The sequence below is a fragment of the Candidatus Paceibacterota bacterium genome, assembly GCA_016782605.1.
Taxonomy (GTDB): Bacteria; Patescibacteriota; Minisyncoccia; order Minisyncoccales; family RBG-13-42-11; genus BS750m-G71.
The window spans coordinates 20,208-38,501 of record JADHYE010000002.1 but is presented as its reverse complement, the minus strand read 5'-3'; the positions used below and the strand labels follow the sequence as shown (position 1 = coordinate 38,501).

19 protein-coding genes are annotated in these 18,294 nt (G+C 40.0%); 18 read left to right on the top strand and 1 reads right to left on the bottom strand.

What is annotated here, in order from left to right; genetic code table 11:
* Nucleotides 1-200 precede the first annotated feature (200 nt).
* Nucleotides 201-734: a GGDEF domain-containing protein gene (locus ISS83_01040; protein MBL7142240.1), complete on the top strand. Its 534-nt coding sequence runs from the start codon at nucleotides 201-203 to the stop codon at nucleotides 732-734.
* Nucleotides 735-773: 39 nt separating this feature from the next.
* On the opposite strand, the gene ISS83_01035 is transcribed toward ISS83_01040, so the two are convergent.
* The gene (locus tag ISS83_01035; GenBank protein ID MBL7142239.1) at nucleotides 774-1,334 is read right to left on the bottom strand and encodes an aminoacyl-tRNA hydrolase; all 561 of its coding nucleotides are present in this window, start codon (nucleotides 1,332-1,334) and stop codon (nucleotides 774-776) included.
* 82 nt (nucleotides 1,335-1,416) lie between these two features.
* On the opposite strand from ISS83_01035, the gene lepB reads away from it, so the two are divergent.
* The 17 genes from lepB (at nucleotide 1,417) to ISS83_00950 (ending at nucleotide 18,244) form a co-directional block, all read left to right on the top strand.
* A complete protein-coding gene (gene lepB, locus ISS83_01030) occupies nucleotides 1,417-1,953 on the top strand; it encodes a signal peptidase I (protein ID MBL7142238.1) in 537 nt (178 codons plus the stop codon).
* A gap of 151 nt (nucleotides 1,954-2,104) precedes the next feature.
* A complete protein-coding gene (locus tag ISS83_01025) occupies nucleotides 2,105-3,409 on the top strand; it encodes a histidine--tRNA ligase (GenBank protein MBL7142237.1) in 1,305 nt (434 codons plus the stop codon).
* A gap of 3 nt (nucleotides 3,410-3,412) precedes the next feature.
* A complete protein-coding gene (locus ISS83_01020; protein MBL7142236.1) occupies nucleotides 3,413-3,751 on the top strand; it encodes an HIT domain-containing protein in 339 nt (112 codons plus the stop codon).
* Nucleotides 3,752-3,754: 3 nt separating this feature from the next.
* Complete coding sequence (locus tag ISS83_01015) at nucleotides 3,755-3,991, top strand: 30S ribosomal protein S21 (protein ID MBL7142235.1); 237 nt, start codon at nucleotides 3,755-3,757, stop codon at nucleotides 3,989-3,991.
* Between the two features lie 3 nt (nucleotides 3,992-3,994).
* Nucleotides 3,995-4,474 (top strand): GatB/YqeY domain-containing protein, encoded by a 480-nt coding sequence (locus tag ISS83_01010; GenBank protein MBL7142234.1) that lies wholly within the window; start codon nucleotides 3,995-3,997, stop codon nucleotides 4,472-4,474.
* A 5-nt stretch (nucleotides 4,475-4,479) separates the two neighbouring features.
* Nucleotides 4,480-5,457: a hypothetical protein gene (locus ISS83_01005; protein MBL7142233.1), complete on the top strand. Its 978-nt coding sequence runs from the start codon at nucleotides 4,480-4,482 to the stop codon at nucleotides 5,455-5,457.
* A gap of 49 nt (nucleotides 5,458-5,506) precedes the next feature.
* The gene (ybeY, locus tag ISS83_01000) at nucleotides 5,507-5,905 is read left to right on the top strand and encodes an rRNA maturation RNase YbeY (GenBank protein ID MBL7142232.1); all 399 of its coding nucleotides are present in this window, start codon (nucleotides 5,507-5,509) and stop codon (nucleotides 5,903-5,905) included.
* Nucleotides 5,884-7,104: a cell division protein FtsA gene (ftsA, locus tag ISS83_00995; GenBank protein ID MBL7142231.1), complete on the top strand. Its 1,221-nt coding sequence runs from the start codon at nucleotides 5,884-5,886 to the stop codon at nucleotides 7,102-7,104. Before ybeY ends, ftsA begins: the two co-directional genes overlap by 22 nt.
* 5 nt (nucleotides 7,105-7,109) lie before the next feature.
* Nucleotides 7,110-8,042 carry a cell division protein FtsZ gene (gene ftsZ / locus ISS83_00990; protein MBL7142230.1) on the top strand — a complete coding sequence of 311 codons (933 nt, stop codon included), beginning with the start codon at nucleotides 7,110-7,112 and terminating at the stop codon, nucleotides 8,040-8,042.
* 120 nt (nucleotides 8,043-8,162) lie between these two features.
* On the top strand, nucleotides 8,163-9,542 hold the full coding sequence (locus tag ISS83_00985; protein ID MBL7142229.1) for a ComEC family competence protein: 1,380 nt from the start codon (nucleotides 8,163-8,165) through the stop codon (nucleotides 9,540-9,542).
* Nucleotides 9,543-9,564: 22 nt separating this feature from the next.
* Nucleotides 9,565-10,878 (top strand): hypothetical protein, encoded by a 1,314-nt coding sequence (locus tag ISS83_00980; GenBank protein MBL7142228.1) that lies wholly within the window; start codon nucleotides 9,565-9,567, stop codon nucleotides 10,876-10,878.
* 5 nt (nucleotides 10,879-10,883) lie between these two features.
* Nucleotides 10,884-11,795 carry a DMT family transporter gene (locus ISS83_00975; protein MBL7142227.1) on the top strand — a complete coding sequence of 304 codons (912 nt, stop codon included), beginning with the start codon at nucleotides 10,884-10,886 and terminating at the stop codon, nucleotides 11,793-11,795.
* Complete coding sequence (locus ISS83_00970) at nucleotides 11,792-12,778, top strand: hypothetical protein (protein ID MBL7142226.1); 987 nt, start codon at nucleotides 11,792-11,794, stop codon at nucleotides 12,776-12,778. The genes ISS83_00975 and ISS83_00970 overlap by 4 nt, the downstream gene beginning before the upstream one ends.
* Nucleotides 12,779-12,781: 3 nt before the next feature.
* The gene (locus ISS83_00965) at nucleotides 12,782-13,495 is read left to right on the top strand and encodes a glycosyltransferase (protein ID MBL7142225.1); all 714 of its coding nucleotides are present in this window, start codon (nucleotides 12,782-12,784) and stop codon (nucleotides 13,493-13,495) included.
* 18 nt (nucleotides 13,496-13,513) lie between these two features.
* Complete coding sequence (locus ISS83_00960) at nucleotides 13,514-14,818, top strand: trypsin-like peptidase domain-containing protein (protein MBL7142224.1); 1,305 nt, start codon at nucleotides 13,514-13,516, stop codon at nucleotides 14,816-14,818.
* A gap of 10 nt (nucleotides 14,819-14,828) precedes the next feature.
* Entirely contained in the window at nucleotides 14,829-17,513 is a 2,685-nt protein-coding gene (locus ISS83_00955) for an AAA family ATPase (protein ID MBL7142223.1), read from the top strand.
* Nucleotides 17,513-18,244, top strand: coding sequence for a serine protease (locus tag ISS83_00950; protein MBL7142222.1), 732 nt, complete (start codon nucleotides 17,513-17,515; stop codon nucleotides 18,242-18,244). The genes ISS83_00955 and ISS83_00950 overlap by 1 nt, the downstream gene beginning before the upstream one ends.
* Nucleotides 18,245-18,294: the final 50 nt, after the last annotated feature.

Sequence of the window (18,294 nt, the reverse complement as noted above, 5' to 3'; positions counted from 1 at the left end):
TATATAATATATCGTTGTTTTTTGTCAAAGTTTCGCCTTACAGTCTGCCTGCCAGTGGCTTAACCCTGTTCTCTCTTTTAGAGATAACAGGAGGATGGATTCTAAGTTATCCCTCCTTTAACTTAGTGCCCTAGGTTACGGATTTGGACTTTTGTTCCTGATTCATAACGCTTGCAGGTAGACTCGAGGGCGAAATATTTTTGCTCTTAATATTATTCTATAAGGAAGGAACAATGCTGAAAAAGAGAATCGAAGCTGCTTCTGTGGCTTTTCGTAATCCCGAGATAATAGAGATTCGCGACCCCCTAACGGGCGCGATGACTCGGAAAGAATTTCTGCGGATAGCTGGCAAGATACTAAATCGTGCCGAAAGAGACAATCAAATAGTTTCCTTGGCGATGCTTGACATGGACGGATTGAAATTGATCAACGATACACGGGGGCATAGGGCTGGGGATATGGCAATTAAAGAATTTGCTCAAGCCATATTCGCAAATATTCGTCCTTTAGACATTTGCGCAAGGTGGCATAGCGATGCTGGAGACGAGTTTATTCTACTTCTATTAGATGTAAATTTAATAGCTAGTATGAGTATTATCCAGCGTATTCAAGAAGTATTTCCAAAATTCTCATGGGGAATGGCTGGGTCTAGATTTGATCACGAGTATGGTTTGGAATCTATGATTGAGCTTGTTGAAGAACGCATGTATCGCGATAAAAAAAGCAAGAAGTAAACTGGGCGGGGACAACGTTCGAATCGTTGCCCCGCTATTTTATTTGTTATATGTATTCATCGCCTTTTGCAGTCCTTTACTCACTATTGTTTCAACCGCTTCGGCGGCTTTTTTAATAACTTCTTCTACAATCTTTTCTTCTTCTTTATTAAACTTTTGAAGAACGAATCTGTCTAAAGCTTTAATCTTTGTTTTCGGCTTTATACCGATGCGTAATCTTATGAAGCTCTTTGTTTTTAGTTCGTTGATTATTGATTCTACGCCCTTATGGTTGGCTGCTCCCCGGTTATCGGCGATTCTTATCTTACCCAAAGGAATGTCGATATCGTCGTGAATAACGATTAAATCTTTAGTTTTTAAGCTTTTAACCAGCAGTTTTACTGTTTGTCCCGAAAGATTCATGAAGGTTTTGGGCCTGGCTAAAACAATCTTTTTATTATCGTACGTTCCTTTTGAAATTTCAGCTTTGAAAATAGGTTTGGAAGTAAAGATTGGGAAATCAAAAATTTCAGCGATTTTATCTATCGTTTTAAAGCCGACATTATGCCTTGTTTTTTCGTATTTTTCTCCCGGATTTCCCAGGCCAACAATCAATACCATAATCTTATATTATAACATTATCTATTGATAATCATAAAAATTCTGATATAATTAGAAAAGTATGAAGTCTTTTTTGCTATTCATGTGGGAGATCAGCAAGATAGTCATTTTGGCTCTGCTGATCGTTATTCCCATCCGCTATTTTATTTTTCAGCCGTTTTTCGTTAGGGGTCAGTCAATGGAGCCCAATTTTGAGAACGGTGATTATCTTATTATTGATGAAATTTCTTACAGGTTCAGGGATCCTTTAAGAGGAGAAGTGATTGTTTTCAAATATCCCAATGATCCTTCCCAGCGTTATATTAAAAGAATCATCGGTTTGCCCGGAGAAACAATAGAAATAGGTGACGGCAAAGTTGTTATTTACAATGAGGAAGGCGGTAGGGTTTTGGACGAGTCAGCATATCTTTCCTCTTCTGTTTTTACTGCCGGAAGCCAGCAAATAATTCTTGAAGAAGACGATTATTTTGTTTTGGGCGACAACCGGGCTGTTTCAGCAGATTCAAGAAGATGGGGAAATTTGTCTAGGGAAGATATCATTGGCCGAACCTGGATTAAGGCTTGGCCAGTGAGCGCTTCAGCAAAAATAGAAACGCCGGCATATTCACCAAGCCAATAATTCATATGCCCGGTAGTGAAAATTCGACTGGGTTTTTTCGAAGAAAAACCAAAAGTCCTACAGGGCATATACAAAAATAATTTAATTAATCAATTATAAAAGAGAATTTTGACAATTTAATAATTTAATTGTCGAATTTCTACTACCGGGTATGAAAAAACTAAAATTCCAAGCGCCAACAGGCATGCACGATATTTTGCCAGAAGACCAGGGATATTTCCAAAAGATTTACAATGCCTGTGAAACAGTGCTTAACTTTTACAGTTTTCAAAAGATAGATACTCCGATTTTGGAAGATACAGCTCTTTACGAAAAAGGAACAGGATTGACAACTGATATTGTCCAGAAGCAGATGTTCACTTTAAGGACAAAAGGAGGAGACCATCTGACTTTGAGGCCGGAATTCACTCCTGGCATTGTCAGGGCTTATCTGGAACACGGCATGCAGTCTTTGCCTCAGCCAGTTAAACTATATTCAATTGGTCCGGTATTCAGGTACGAGCATCCCCAGGCAGGCAGATTCCGCCAGTTCAACCAGTTGAACGTTGAAATTATCGGAGACGACAATCCAGTGCTTGACGCCCAGACTATCCAAATTTTTTACAATATTCTGAGCGAATTGAAGATAAAAAACTTAATTGTTGAAATAAACAGCATAGGAGACAATCAGTGTAGGCCTTATTACAAAAAGCTTCTGGTTAGCTATTTTAAATCAAGGGATGCTTCTTTGTGTGTGGATTGCCGTCGCAGATTGAAAGAAAATCCATTAAGGATATTGGATTGCGAAGAGGAAAAGTGCCAGAGGATAGTCAGCCAGGCGCCCCAGCTTATCGACCATCTTTGCGAAGAATGCCATAGCCATTTTAAAGGAGTTCTGGAGTTTCTCGACGAGACCGAATTGCCTTACCGCTTGAATCCTTATCTGGTCAGGGGATTGGATTATTATACTAAAACCGCTTTTGAGATTTTCGTTGAGGTTCCGAAAAAAGCAGAAGAAAAAGAATCTTCTTTAAAAAGAGCTTTGGTCGGAGGCGGACGCTACGACGGATTAATCAAACTGCTGGGAGGCGAAGAAACGAAAGCTGTCGGCGGAGCTATGGGCATAGAAAGGGTGGTCAGCATTATGAAGAGCAAAGAAATGAAAGGTGTAAAGCCAGCTACCGCTACGATTTTCTTGGCCCAACTCGGCACCATGGCTAAAAGAAAAAGCTTGAAGCTTTTGGAAGACTTCAGAAAGGTTAAGATTCAGGTGGCAGAGTCTTTCGGCAAGGATTCTTTAAAAGCCCAATTAAGAATGGCTGACAAGCTGGAAGCGAAATACACTTTGCTTTTGGGACAGAAAGAAAGCCTGGATGGTACGATCATAATCAGAGATATGAAAACAGGCAAGCAGGAAACAATAAAATTGGAAAGAACTGTCAAAGAAATGCAAAAGCGTTTAAAAAGCAAACATTAATATATGGAATGCGTATTTTGTCGAATTGCAAACAAGGAAGAACCATCAGATATTGTTTTTGAGAGCGAAACAGTATTGGGCTTTAAGAACATTTCTTCTGAAGCGCCCATTCACTATCTTTTCATTCCTAAAAAACATTTGGAGTGGAAGGAGGAATTTGATGACAAGGATTTGGCTCTTTTATCTCAAGTCATATCAGCCGCTAAAAAAGTTGCCATTAAAGAGAATATTTTCCATGCTTGCAAATTTATCTTTAACGTCGGAAAAACCGGGCATATCCCGCACATCCATCTTCATCTTTTGGGCGGATGGAAAGGGGAAATCCCAATGAGAAATATTTAACATATGAGCAGAAAAAAAATGGTCATTGAAGTGGAAAAACAAGGTAGAGAAAACTCTCAAAGCCTGATTCGCCGTTTTACCAAAAAAGTGCAAAAAAGCGGCGTTTTGCTCAGGGCGAGAAGGGGCCGTTTTTTCCGCAGACCGAAAAGCGAAACAATGAAAAAAAGAGCTGCCTTAAGAAGGGAAAAGCTTACAAAGGAATACGAAAAGCTCAGGAAATTCGGCTTGGAAAAAAAATAATCTATGAGCCTAAAAGAAAAAATCCAATCAGAACTTAATTTATCCATTAAGGGCAATAAGCCATTGGCGGTTTCTGTTTTCAGGCAGCTTTTAGCTGCTTTTTTGAATAAAGAGAAGGAAAAGAGATTTAAAAGCAAAGAAGAAAAAGAGGCTTTATTGACCGACGAGGAAGCAATGGAAGTTATTGCTTTTGAGGCCAAGAAAAGGAAAGAATCAATCGTTGAGTTTGAAAAAGGCAACAGGAAGGATTTGGCAAATAAAGAAAAAGAAGAGCTGGCTATTTTATCAGCCTATTTGCCAGAGCAGATGCCAGAAGAAGATATCAGAAAACTGGTTAAAGAGGCGATTGAAAAGATCGGAGCTTCCGAAATGAAAGATATGGGAAAAGTGATGCAAGAATTGATGCCTCAGGTCAAAGGAAAGGCTGACGGTAACTTAGTTGGCCAGATCGTTAAAGAATTTTTAGCTCCGAAAAATGATTGAAATCTATGCCAAAAAGTTTTTCTAAAATTTGGATTTTAGTAATTATTGCTGTTATTCTTATCGGAGGGATTTTAGCTTGGCAGTATTTGAGGACAACGAAAACTATTACCACAGTGCCAACTTTATTATCTACAACATCAACATCTGGTCCAATATCAATAATAGAAGAAGAATGTGCAGATATCGTTCCATTAATTTCGGAGCATAAATATACTTATAAATTATTTAATAAATTGAACAAACCTAATAATAGGTGTGTAACTTTTAAAACTCCTGGAGATCCTTTAATTGCAGATGGGGAGATTAAAATTACTTCTTATAATTGGAATTCCTCTTATTTGCCCAATGCAATAAATTTTACAATAGATTCTCGCGGAGGCTATATCGGAACTTATAGGTTAGCCTCGGGAGAAATAGAAGGGTTTACAGTCCCTTTTGGCGAGATAAAATCAGGCGTATTTGATATAAGTTGGGTAGAAGTAGCTAATCCAAACGAAGAAGCAATTGGATCTGTTGCTGTAAATTATTTACCCATATTAAATACTGGCTATTTAGATTTATCAAATATTGAGAAAGAGCATACAGCTTGGGTCGGAGAGATGAACGGAGAAGAATCTTGGGCGGAGGTTGAGCTAATTTTAAATATGGTTTCTAAATCAGCGGTAGAAACAGTAAAAGGTTTTATGGAATCCCGTTTTAATATGAATAAAGAACAGGCACTTATTTATCTTACCGAGAATGCAAGGGAACAGTTTTTAAAATCAGATTCTGAATTAGTTTTAATTAATCCTAATTTTTCGAGAGAGGTAGGAATGCTTTATCCAGATTTTGGAATATTAAAAATTGAAGCTATAAGTTGGACAGATTACAAATTTATAGTAAAAATGTGGCCTAAAAAAACCCCTAACGGTTTAGTAGAAACTATGATCGTAAAAGCTATTTTTAATGAGTACTTTATTGATTCAGTGCAACTGTCCGGATAGAAAATTATGTGCGTGAAACCTCAAATAACTTTTATTTTTTAGAGTAAGTATGATTGAAATAAATAATTTAGTTAGTTCGTCTGATTATACTTTTTTAAAGAAAGTTGCTAAAATTGTCTTGAATAAGAAGAAATTGGATTTATCCATTGTTCTGGTTAGTCCCGTTAAAATAAAGGAATTGAACAGGAAATACCGAAAGAAAAATAAAGTGACAGACGTTCTATCCTTTCTATATGATGATTCAGGAGAAATAGTCATTTGTTTAAAAAAAGTCAGGGAAAACGCAAAGAAATTTAGTTTTCCTTTTAAAACCGAATTAGCTAAAGTTTTAATTCATTCTGTTTTGCATCTTTTGGGATACGAGCACGAGAAATCCAAAAAACAAGCTGCAATAATGGGGGAAAAAGAAAACTATTATTTGAATTTATGGCTAAAGCGCAAATCATAACAGGCTTGGACATAGGCTCAAGCAATATTAAATTATTGGTTGCCTCGAAAAAGGATGATGAGTCTGATTTTGAGGTGTTGTTTCAGGGAGAAGAGCCTTCTTTGGGCATCAGAAGAGGAGTTGTCATTGATACAGAACGGGTTTCCAGACTTATTCAGATTTTGGTTGATAAAGCAAGAAGCGAAGTAGGCCAGAAAATCAATTCAGTTTTCATTAATATCGGCGGCAGCCATCTTTCCTGCACCCATTCTAGGGGAATGGTAGCTGTCTCCCGGGCTGACAGAAATATTTCAAGGGAGGACGTAGAAAGGGTTTTGCAGGAAGCTGTTAAAGCTGTGGCCCTGCCTTCGAACAACGAACCATTGGAAACTGTTCCTAAGGAATTCATTGTTGACGGTATAGGGGAGATTAAATCTGCTGAAGGCTTACAGGGCAGCAGGCTGGAAACAGAAGTTTTGATTTTAAGCAGTTTCGTCCCTTACAAAAACAATTTGGTCCAGGCGGTTTTGGACGCTAATCTGCAGGTTTTGGATGTAATTCCTTCTTCAATAGCTGCAGCTTCAGCTGTTCTTTCGCAAAGGCAGAAAGAAATAGGAACAGCTCTTTTGGACATTGGCGCTGGCACTTCCCAATTGGCTGTTTTCAGAGAAGGAGATTTGGCTGACTTGGCTGTTTTTCCGATAGGTTCAGCCAATATAACTTCAGATATTACTGTCGGCTTAAGAACGGATATTGATACTGCTGAAACTATAAAGCTGAAGCTGGGCAGTTGTTTTTCAAAAGGGAAAGAAAAAAAGGAAAAAATCAACATTGAAGGAGAAGAGCCTTTGGTTTTTTCGCACAAAGCTTTAAGCAATATTATTGAAGCAAGGGTTTCAGAGATTTTCGGAGAAGTGCAAAAAGAATTGAAGCAATTTTCAAAGCAGGAGCCATTGGCCGGCGGAGTTGTTTTGACCGGCGGCGGAACAAAACTGCCAAAGATCGTGGAATTAGCCAGGAAGGAATTAAAACTGCCTTGCCGCATGGGAAAGATTTCTTCTTTTCCTGAATTGGAAGACGATCTGAGCTATGCCACTGTTTGCGGATTAATTTTGCGAGGAGCTAATTTGGAAGAATCAAGCAGCTGGCAGGGATTTGAAGGGGGCTCAAGCGGAATTGGCAGCAAACTTAAAAAAGCAATTAAAAACTTCATACCTTAATATTTATGCAGAAGACCAGTACAAAAATAAGAGTTGTCGGCGTTGGCGGTTCGGGTTTGAACGCTGTTTCCAGGATGGCAAAATGCGACATAAAAGGCGTTGAGTTGGTTGCTATTAACACTGACGCGCAGGACTTGGCCAGAGCCAGGGCAGAGGTGAAGCTGAGAATCGGCAGAAAAATAACCCAAGGTTTGGGAGCTGGCATGAATCCTGAAATCGGCAGGAAATCAGCTTTAGAAAATCGCCAGGAAATTGCAGAGGTTTTAAAAGGGTCTGATATGGTTTTTATCACTTACGGCGCAGGCGGCGGTACAGGGACAGGAGCTGGCCCGGTAGTAGCTGAAATCGCAAAAGAGTCAGGCGCTTTGACTTTAGCTGTGGTAACCAAGCCTTTTTCTTTTGAAGGCCAGGTCAGGCAGAGAATGGCGGAAAACGGCATCAGGCGTTTGAAAGAAAACGTTGACACCTTGATTTGTATTTCCAACGACAAGCTTCTTTCCTTTTTAGATAGTAAGACTTCTTTGGTCAATGCTTTCTGGGTGTGCGATGATATTCTTCGACAGGCAGTCCAGGGAATTTCAGATTTAATTCTGTTGCCCGGAATCATTAACGTTAATTTCGCTGACGTTAAAGCAATTATGAAGGATGCAGGTTCCGCTCTTTTCGGAGTAGGTACGGCCCAAGGCGAGGGCAGGGCGGAAAAAGCAGCTTTGGCTGCCATTAACTCTCCTTTGCTGGATATATCGGTTAAGGGAGCTAAAGGCGTTTTATTTAATGTTTCTGGAGGAAAAGATATTTCTCTTTCTGAGATTGACGAGGTGGCCAGAATTATTACCAGAGAAGTAAATCCTGAAGCTAAGATAATATTCGGCGCAGTGCAGGATGAAAAATTAAAGCAGGGAGAGATAAAAGTGACGGTGATTACTACTGGGTTTTAGTAGATGAGTAAATCTCGTACATTTTTCTTCATTTGCCTTTCGTTTATCGGAGGCATTTTTTTAAATTCTCTTTTCTCTTTTAATTTTTTGCATTTTGGTTTTGTTTTGGTTTTATCGATTATGCTCATATCTGTTTTCTGGGGGCGTTATGTTGCTGTCGTGGGTTTTTGCATTCTGTTTTTGGTTTTTGGGGCTTGGTGGCATGGAAAAGCTGAATTAATGGCTTTTGACAATGAAATGAGACAGTATAATGACCAGGAACAGCAAGTGACTTTAATGGGTATGGTTGATGACGAGCCCGATGTAAGGGAAAAAAGTATAAAGATAAAAGTTAAGAGTGAGGAACTGGAAATTAACGGAGAGCCATTCAGCATTTCAGGCTATGTTTTGGTTACCAGCTGGCGTTATCCTGAATACCAATACGGAGACAAACTGGTGATTGCAGGCCGTCTGGAATCACCTCCTGTTTTTGAAGGATTTAACTATCAGGATTATCTTAAAAAAGACAAGATCTATTCTGTAATGAGCTTTCCCAAAATAGAGCTTGTAGATTCTGGTTTCGGTAATCCTATCATGGAGCCCCTTTTTTCTTTTAAAAACAGATTCAAGGAAATCAGCCGCAAATTGATTCCCCTACCCCAGGAAGGATTGTTGGAAGCCTTGGCTTTCGGAGATGAAAACAACATTTCTCAGGAATGGAAGGACAAGCTGAATTTTACCGGCACCAGGCATATTGCCGCAGTTTCCGGAATGAATACAACCATTATTTCAGTAGTCATTTTGAGCTTTCTTCTTTCTTTCGGCCTTTGGAGAAAACACGCTTTTTACCTTTCAATCGTTTTGCTGCTTCTTTACATTTTAATGATCGGCGCTCCGGCTTCTGCTGTCAGGGCAGGCATTATGGCTGGATTGTTCTTGCTTTGCCAGTACTTGGGTAGGATGAATGTTTCTTCAAGAGCGGTTGTTTTTGCGGCAGTTATCATGCTGCTTTTTAATCCTTTGATTCTGGAATTGGACGTTGGTTTCCAATTGTCTTTTCTGGCCATATTGGGAATGGTTTGTCTACAGCCAGTTTTTTCTGAGATTTTGAAGAAGGTTCCGAATTTCAGATTTTTTCCTTTAAAAACCACGCTTGAGGCTACTCTCTCTGCCCAAGTTTTCACTCTGCCGATTTTAATTTATAATTTCGGCTACATGCCTTTAGTTTCTCCTATTGCCAATATTCTGATAGTTCCTTTTTTGGCGTTGATCACCATTTTGATTTTTGTTTTCGGTTTGGCCGGGATGGTTTTTTGGCCTTTAGCAGTTTTGCTTTCTTTCCCGGTCTGGTTATCTCTGGCTTATCTGACCAGGATTATAGACATGTTTTCCAGGTTTCCTTTTGCTTCTTTGAGATTTGAAAACGTTCACTGGCTATTTTTATTAGTTTCCTATACTGTTTTGGTAATGATAGTCTGGCGGACGCAGGAAAACCAGAAGCTGAAATTTCTCAAATACTGAAAATGAGATATAATAAAAGAACATGCCAGAGACAAACAAAAAAGTTTACCCCGTTAGAAATCAAAGATTTTCCAATGGGGCTTGGATTGTTTCCGTAAACATGGGCTACGGCCACCAGAGGACAGCTTATCCTCTGAGGGGTTTGGCTTTTGAGGGAGAGGTTGTCAATGCCAATGATTATCCCGGTATTCCAGAAAAAGACAGAAAGATTTGGGAAACGACAAGAAAAAGCTATGAATTCGTTTCAAAATTCAAGAAAATTCCTTTAATCGGCCAGTTCATTTTTTTTGTTTTTGATTATTTCCAGAGAATCCTCAGTTTTTATCCTAACAAAACCTTATCCAAGCCAAGCCTTCAATTGAAGCAGACCTTCTCATTGATTAAAAAAGGCTGGGGCAAGCACTTTATTGAAAAATTGTCTTCTTCTGGAAAAGATATTCCTTTTGTCAGTACTTTTTTCGTGCCGGCTTTTATGGCTGAATATTTTGATTATCCTGGCGATATTTTCTGCATTGTTTGCGATGCTGATGTTTCCCGGGCCTGGGCTCCTTTTGATCCCCAAAAAAGCAGAATCAAATATTTCGTTCCGACAGAAAGGGTGGCTGACAGGTTGAAGCTTTACGGAGTTAAAGAAGAGAATGTTGTTTTAACCGGCTACCCCCTGCCCTCAGAGAATACAGGTAGTGAGAATTTGGAAACATTGAAAAATGATTTAAAATTCCGGCTTTTAAATCTTGACCTTGGGAAAAGGTTTTCCAGGCATTATGAGCCTTTGATTCAAAGTTATTTGGGCAGTTTGCCTGCAAAATCAGACCATATTCTGACCTTGATGTTTGCTGTCGGGGGAGCGGGCGCGCAGAAGGAAATCGGGGTTAAAATCGTTAAGAAGCTGGCAGAGAAGATAAAAAGAAAAGAAATTAGGGTTATTTTGGTTGCCGGTACCAAAGAGAAAGTCAAAGATTATTTTGAAAAGAATACTAAGGGGTTTGGAACTGAAATTATTTTTGCCAAAGATATTAATAACTATTTTGCAAAATTCAACCAGGCTTTGAGAAAAACAGATATCTTGTGGACAAAACCATCAGAACTTTCCTTTTATTCTGTTTTGGGTCTGCCGATGATCATTGCTCCCACTATCGGTTCCCAGGAAGAATTCAATAAGAGGTGGCTTTTAAAATCAGGCTTCGGGCTTTTGCAGGAAAATCCGAATTATATCAATCAATGGCTTTTTGACTGGTTGGAAAAAGGCTATTTGGCAGAAGCAGCCATGCAGGGCTTTGTCGAAGGGGAAAAATCAGGAACGTTTAAAATAGCAGAAGCAATTTCTTCCAATTAAAAAATATGCTTTGGCTAACCGTTACAATCGTCGCTTATCTTATAATGGCTGTGGTTTTTTTGGTGGATAAGTATCTTTTGGTCAGTTCCATTCCTAATCCAAAGGTTTACGCTTTTCTTATCGGTATTGCCGGTATATTTTTAATTTTCCTCATTCCTTTTGTTGATTTTTACGTTCCTTCCCTTTTTCAGCTTTTGTTGAGTTTTGGGGCAGGCGCTTCTTTTGTCCTGGCGCTTTTTTGGTTTTTCAAAGCTTTGCAGAAATTCAATGTTTCCCAGGTGGTGCCGGCCGTAGGCGCCTTAACGCCCATTTTTACGTTTTTCCTGATTTACCTTTTTTCTTTCGGCAAAGAAACATTGTCTTTTTATGAAATTGTTTCTTTTGCCATATTGATATTCGGCAGCGTTCTAATCACTTTTGAAAGGGAAAAATCAATTAATGTGAAAGGCTTAAAATTGTCCTTATTGTCTGCTTTTCTTTTTTCTTTGTATTTTGTCATGACAAAGTACGTTTATTTGGAACAGCCGTTTTTGAACGGTTTGATTTGGACGAGGCTGGGAGGCGCTTTGCTGGCTTTGTTTTTATTTATTATCTGGCCTGACGTTAAAAAGCAGATATTTGCTCCTCAAGACGGGCTTCAGAAAAAGTCTTTGGCAATTGTCGCCGCTAACCAGACAGTGGGAGCAGGAGCCGGCATTTTGCAGAACTGGGCGATAGCTCTGGTTCCTTTAGCCTCTGTTGCTTTTATCAACGCTTTACAGGGAGTACAGTATGCTTTCTTGCTGATTCTGAGCATTTTCATTTCCTGGAAGTTTCCCCATGTTTTAAAGGAATCTTTTTCCAAGAGAATTATTATTCAAAGAGTAATCGCCATTTTGCTGATCGTTTTGGGATTGGCGCTATTGGTAACAAAATGAAGACTAAAATGTTTTTCCTCATAATTTTAATTCTATTATTGGTCTTTGCCTGTTATCTTTTTGTCGGTAAAAGAGAACCGACCCAAGGCATTGTCTGGGGAGCTAATTTTTCCCAGAAGCAGGCTCAGTCTTTGGGCTTGGACTGGCAGGAAACGTATTTGGCTTTGATTGACGATTTGAACGTTAAACATTTGAAGCTGGGCGCTTATTGGGATTTGATTGAGCCGGAAAAGGATAATTATCTTTTTGAAGATTTGGATTGGCAGGTAAGGATAGCTGAAGAAAACAAAGTCCAGCTGCTTTTGGTCATTGGCATGAAAGCGCCGCGCTGGCCAGAATGCCATTTGCCAGAGTGGGCAAAGAATTTGAGCAAAGAAGAGCAGCAGCAGAGAATTTTAAAGTTGCTTGAAAACATTGTTTTACGCTACAGGGATTCTGAAGCTATTTGGGCTTGGCAGGTGGAAAACGAGCCTTTCTTTCCTTTTGGCGAATGCCTATGGGTTGATTCTGATTTTTTAAAAAAAGAAATAGAGTTGGTTAAATCGTTAGATCCCAAAAGACCGGTTGTCATAACTGATAGTGGAGAAGGCTCTTTCTGGGTAGCCTCAGCCAGATTAGGAGATATTGTCGGCACTACCTGGTACAAAAAGGTTTGGTTCCACCAGCTGAAAATGTACATCACTTATCCTTTTCCTCCGACTTTCTACGCCAGGAAGGCGAAAATTATTGAGAAGCTGTTTCATAAGGAAGTGATTTGCGTTGAAATGCAGGCAGAGCCGTGGGGGTCCACCGCGGCTTTGCAGGAAGTATCTCTTGAAGAACAGGAAAAAACAATGAATTTGTCGCAGTTTAAGAAGAATATTGAATCTATCAGAAAAACAGGATTCAGGAAAGTTTATCTTTGGGGAGCTGAATGGTGGTACTGGATGAAAGAGAAGCAGAATAAGCCTGAAATATGGGAAGAGGCTAGAAAATTGTTTTAATTTATGTTGTCCATTATTATTCCGGCTTTGAACGAAGAAAAATATCTGCCCTTGTTGTTGCGGTCGATTAAAGAGCAGAATTTTTCTTTAGACTATGAATTGATTGTGGCAGATGCTGGTTCAAAAGACAGAACGATTGAAATTGCTCAGTCTTTCGGCTGTAGTGTTATCAAGGGCGGGTTGCCGGCTGTCGGCAGAAATGCTGGGGCAAAAGTTGCCAAGGGAGACTTATTTTTGTTTTTAGACGCAGACATACTTTTATCGGAAAAGTTTCTGGAAAATTCTATCTCTGAATTTGAAAAAAGGAAATTAGGAATTGCTTCATATTGTTTGGTTCCACGGACAAAGAGTCTTCTTTTTAAAATAGGTTTTGATATTTTTTATAATAAGCCGATTGTCATTGCCCAGGGGTTTTTGGCCAATGGCGCCATGGGCATTTTGGTCAAAAGAGAAATCTTTGAGAAAGTGGGCGGGTTTGACGAAAGCATAAAGATTGCCGAAGACCATTATTTTACCAGAAAGGCCTCAAAATTCGGTAGGTTCGGCATAATTAAATCAGCCAAAATATTCATTACTTTGAGAAGGTTTAAACAGGACGGCTATCTGAAAACAATTTTAAAATACTTTCTTTGCAGCCTTTATGCGCTTTCCGGAAAAGCAGTCAGATCGGATATTTTCAATTATCGGTTCGGCCATTATTCAAAAAAAGATAAATAAGGTATATAATCTATTTGTATGGATCCTTACGAATCTCCGAAATTAAATTCAATAAAGTTTTCCGGGATAAAGCTGTCTAACTTTTTTAAAAACAGGGCTTTGTGGTCTGTGGTTTTAATTATTTTTCTTTCTTCTTTTTTCGGTTTTTTGGCCGGAATGGTTTCTTACGGTCTTTTCTATAATTATCTTTCTGATTTGAACATTGATTTCCTGGAAGTGAAGACAGTGATTGAAAAAGAATACATTCTCCAGACCAGCCAGGAGCAGGCGATTATTAAAGTGGTCAACGACGTTTCGCCGGCAGTCGTCAGCATTGTTATCAGCAAAGACGTTCCGATAATGGAGCAATATTTATATAATCCTTTTGAGGAGTTTGAAGATTTTTTCGGAAAAGAGTTTGAAGTTCAGGTCCCTGGATTACGCCAGAACGGAACAGAAAAAAAGGACATCGGCTGGGGAACAGGGTTTATTGTTTCTGAAGACGGAATGGTTTTGACCAATAAGCACGTTGTTCTTGATACAGAGGCTGAATACACTGTTTTTACCAGTGATGGCAAAAAATATCCGGCTAAAGTTTTAGCCCGGGATCCTGTCAAAGACATAGCTGTCTTGCGGATAAATCAGCAAGCAGGAGAGGTTTTCCCCAAAGCAACGCTCGGCAGTTCAGGCGATATCCAAATCGGCCAGACAGTGGTGGCTATCGGCAATGCTTTGGGCGAATTTAAAAACACGGTTTCAGTCGGCGTGGTTTCGGGCTTGGGCAGAACAATTACTGCTTTTGGCGAGGAATCAAGCGGTTTTGTCGAATCCTTGGAAGACGTTATCCAGACAGATGCAGCTATTAATAAAGGGAATTCCGGGGGTCCGCTTTTGAATTTGAAAGGGGAGGTAATTGGCATCAATACTGCCATGGTTGAGCAGGCCCAGAGCATTGGTTTTGCCATTCCTGTCAATCAGGCAAAAAGGAGCATTGAGCAGGTTAAAGCTTCGGGCAAGATTGTTTATCCTTTTTTGGGAGTCAGATATGTTTTAATAACAGAAAAGATCAAAAAGGAGAATGATCTGGGTTCGGATTATGGCGCCTGGCTGACAAAGGGATTAAATGAAGAGCCAGCGATTGAATCTGGTTCCGGCGCTGAAAAAGCAGGTTTGAAAGAAGATGACATAATTTTGGAGATTAATGGCGAAAAGATTACTGTTGACAATTCTTTATCTGAAATTATTATGAAGTATAATCCCGGAGACAGTATTGTTTTGAAGGTTTTGAGGAACGACCAGGAAAAAATTATTGAAGCTGTTTTGGGAGAAAGAAGCAGCAGTTAGTATTACCACTATGAACGGCAATTTTACCCACAAAGCTCAGGAAGCTATATTGCAGGCGCAGACTGCCGCCCAGGAAAGAAACCAGCAGCAGATAGATTCCCTGCATCTTTTGCATGCTTTGCTTTCCCAGGAAGGAAGCGTGGTTTTGAATTTACTGCAGAGATTAGGCGCTGACATTGAAGGGTTGCAAAGAAAGGTGAAAGTCTCTTTGGAAAAGATTCCGACAATCGCCGCTCCCCAGGTTTTCGGCCAATTGTATTTGACTCAGGATATGGCCAGGGTTTTGGAAAGGGCCAGGCAGGAAGCAGTTAAAATGGGGGATGAATATATTTCAGTCGAACATTTGTTTTTGTCTTTGCTGGATATACAAAGCAAAGCAAAGGAAATTCTGGATAAAGCTAATTTTTTGCAGCCGGAAGGAGGCGTTACTTCCTTGGAAATCGGCAAAATTGATTATGATACCGCTTTGAAAACTTTGGCTCAGATTCGCGGAGGTCAGAGAATAACTGATCCTGAACCGGAATCAAAATATCAGGTTATTGAAAAGTACGCCAGGAATTTGACTCAGCTGGCCCGCCAGGGAAAGCTGGACCCGGTAATCGGCAGGGAAAACGAAATCCGCAGGCTAATGCAGGTTTTGTCTCGAAGGACTAAAAATAATCCTGTTTTAATTGGTGAAGCTGGCGTTGGCAAAACAGCAGTTGTCGAAGGACTGGCTCAGAAAATAATTTCTAATAAGGTTCCGGAATCCTTGAAAGACAAGGAAATCATTGCTTTGGATTTAGGAGCCTTGGTGGCTGGTACGAAATACCGGGGAGAATTTGAAGACAGGGTCAAAGCGCTTTTGAAAGAATTAAACAGGGCTGCAGGCAGATATCTTTTGTTTATTGACGAGCTGCATACTTTAGTGGGAGCGGGAGCAGCTGAAGGAGCAATTGACGCTTCCAATTTATTAAAGCCTGCTTTGTCCAGAGGAGAGTTGAAAGCTATTGGAGCAACCACTTTGAAGGAATATCAGAAATACGTTGAAAAAGATCCGGCGCTTGAAAGAAGGTTCCAGCCGATTTACGTTTCAGAACCGACCATTTCAGATACGGTCGCTATTTTGCGGGGGATTAAGGAAAAATACGAACTTCACCACGGAGTGAAGATAAAAGATTCAGCTTTAGTGATAGCTGCTGAATTGGCGGATCGCTACATTACTGACAGGTTTTTGCCTGACAAAGCAGTTGACTTGATGGATGAGGCAATGAGCTCTCTCAGATTGGAAATTGAGTCAGAACCCACAGAGCTTGAAGAATTGAAAAGAGAAATCCAGAAAAAGGAAATTGAAAAGCAGGTGACGTCAAAAAACGAGAAAAAAGGAAAAGTGCTTATCCGGCAACTGGCTGACTTGAAAGAAAAGGCAAAAGAAATTGAGGCTAAGTGGCAGTCGGAAAAAGAAATAATCGCTAAAATCAAAAACCTTAAAAGAGAGATAGAGGATTTGCGGTTTGAAGCAGAAAGGGCTGAGACTTCTTCTGATTTACAGAAGGCGGCGGAATTGAAATACGGGAAAATGCCTGGTCTCATGAAAGAATTAAAATCAGCTGAAAGAAAGCTGACCAGGTTCCAGAAGTCGCGGCCTATTTTAAAAGAAGAGGTTTCAGAAGAGGATTTGGCCCAGGTTGTTTCCCGTTGGACAGGAATTCCGGTTACCCGTCTTTTGGAAGAAGAGGTGAAGAAATTGGGAAAGATGGAAGATATCCTTGCTAAGAGAGTTATCGGCCAGAGAGAGGCAATTATCGCCATTTCCAACGCTATCCGCAGGGCAAGAGCCGGCATTTCAGAAGAAAACAGGCCTTTGGGCTCTTTCATATTCCTGGGCCCGACAGGCGTTGGCAAAACAGAAATTGCCAAAGCTTTGGCTGAGTTTCTTTTCAACGATGAAAGCGCTCTGATCCGTTTGGATATGTCAGAGTATATGGAAAAGCATACTGTTTCCAGGATGATCGGTTCTCCTCCTGGCTATGTCGGGTACGAGGAAGGAGGCCAGTTGACAGACAAAATCAGGAGAAGGCCGTACAGCGCAATCTTGCTGGATGAAATTGAAAAAGCCCATCCTGAAGTTTTCAACATTCTTTTGCAGATTTTAGAAGATGGCAGGCTGACTGATGCCAAAGGCAGGACAGCTTCTTTCAAGAACGCTATCTTGATTTTGACTTCCAATGTCGGTTCAGACATTATTGCCAGGGAAGCTTCTTTGGGATTCATTGAGGGTGAAGAGTGGAAAGGCGATTTAAAAGAAAAAGTGATGTCAGCTTTGAAGGATAATTTCCGGCCTGAATTCTTGAACAGGATTGACGACATCATTATTTTCAACTATCTCGGGAAGCCGGAGATAAAAAAGATAGTTGATTTGCAATTGGCCAATATTACCGAGCGTTTCAATCAAAAGGGCATTAATATAAAGACTACAGAGAGAGCCAAGGAATTCTTGGCTGAAAAAGGATTTGACCAGAATCTGGGAGCCAGGCCTCTGAAAAGAGTGATTCAAAAAATGATTTTGGACCCTTTGGCTTTGAAAATAGTTTCCGGCGATATTAAAGCAAGAGACAGTATTCTGGTTGATATGGAAGATGATAATATTGTTTTCAGGATTGACAAGGATTTAGTCGAAAAGAATATTAGAAAAGATAAAGTGTTAATACAATAATGTCAAAAAAGCTTTTAATAATTGTCGGCGTTTTCGTGGTCGGGATAGTCGGAGGTATTTTCGCTGACCAGATCCTCTGGCCTTATTTCATTGAAAGGCCGCTTTTTTACGAGTACGGCCTGGAAAAGAACCCTGTTTATCTGACAGAGACAAACCAGGTATATATCCAGGAAAACACTGCTCTGGTGGATGCGATTGAAAGAGTGGAAAAGACAGTTGTCGGCATCAAAACCAAAAACAAGTACGGCACTGTTTTGCAGGGTTCAGGATTAATTGTCACTTCGGACGGCTTAATGGTTACTTTGGCAGAATTAGTACCGCAAGGCGCAGTTTTTAGTTTTTTCTTGGATGGCAAAGAGATTTCTTTCCAGGTTTTAAAAAGGGATTTGCAGGAAAACCTGGCTTTGCTGAAATTGGCTGATTCTTCTTTAACTACAGTTGGTTTTGCTTCTTTGGACAAGTTTAAACTGGGGGAAAGGGTATTTTTGGTCGGTATTACTTTTGGTTCGGTCAAAGACGGGGTCCAGCAGGTCGAAAAAACGGTTAATGAAGGAATTGTCAAAAGCTTTGACCAGGATTCAATACAAACAAATATTACAGAAAGCGTGCTTTTGGTTGGCAGTCCGTTGTTCAACATCCAGGGGGAGATATTGGGGATAAATACAATTAATTCCAAAGGCAACGTCAGCGCTATTCCTGTTACCAAGATCAGGGAATTTATGGGGATGTAAATCTGTTGAGGCCTCTCCTCAACAGGCTAAACAGAGAACTTCATTTTAGT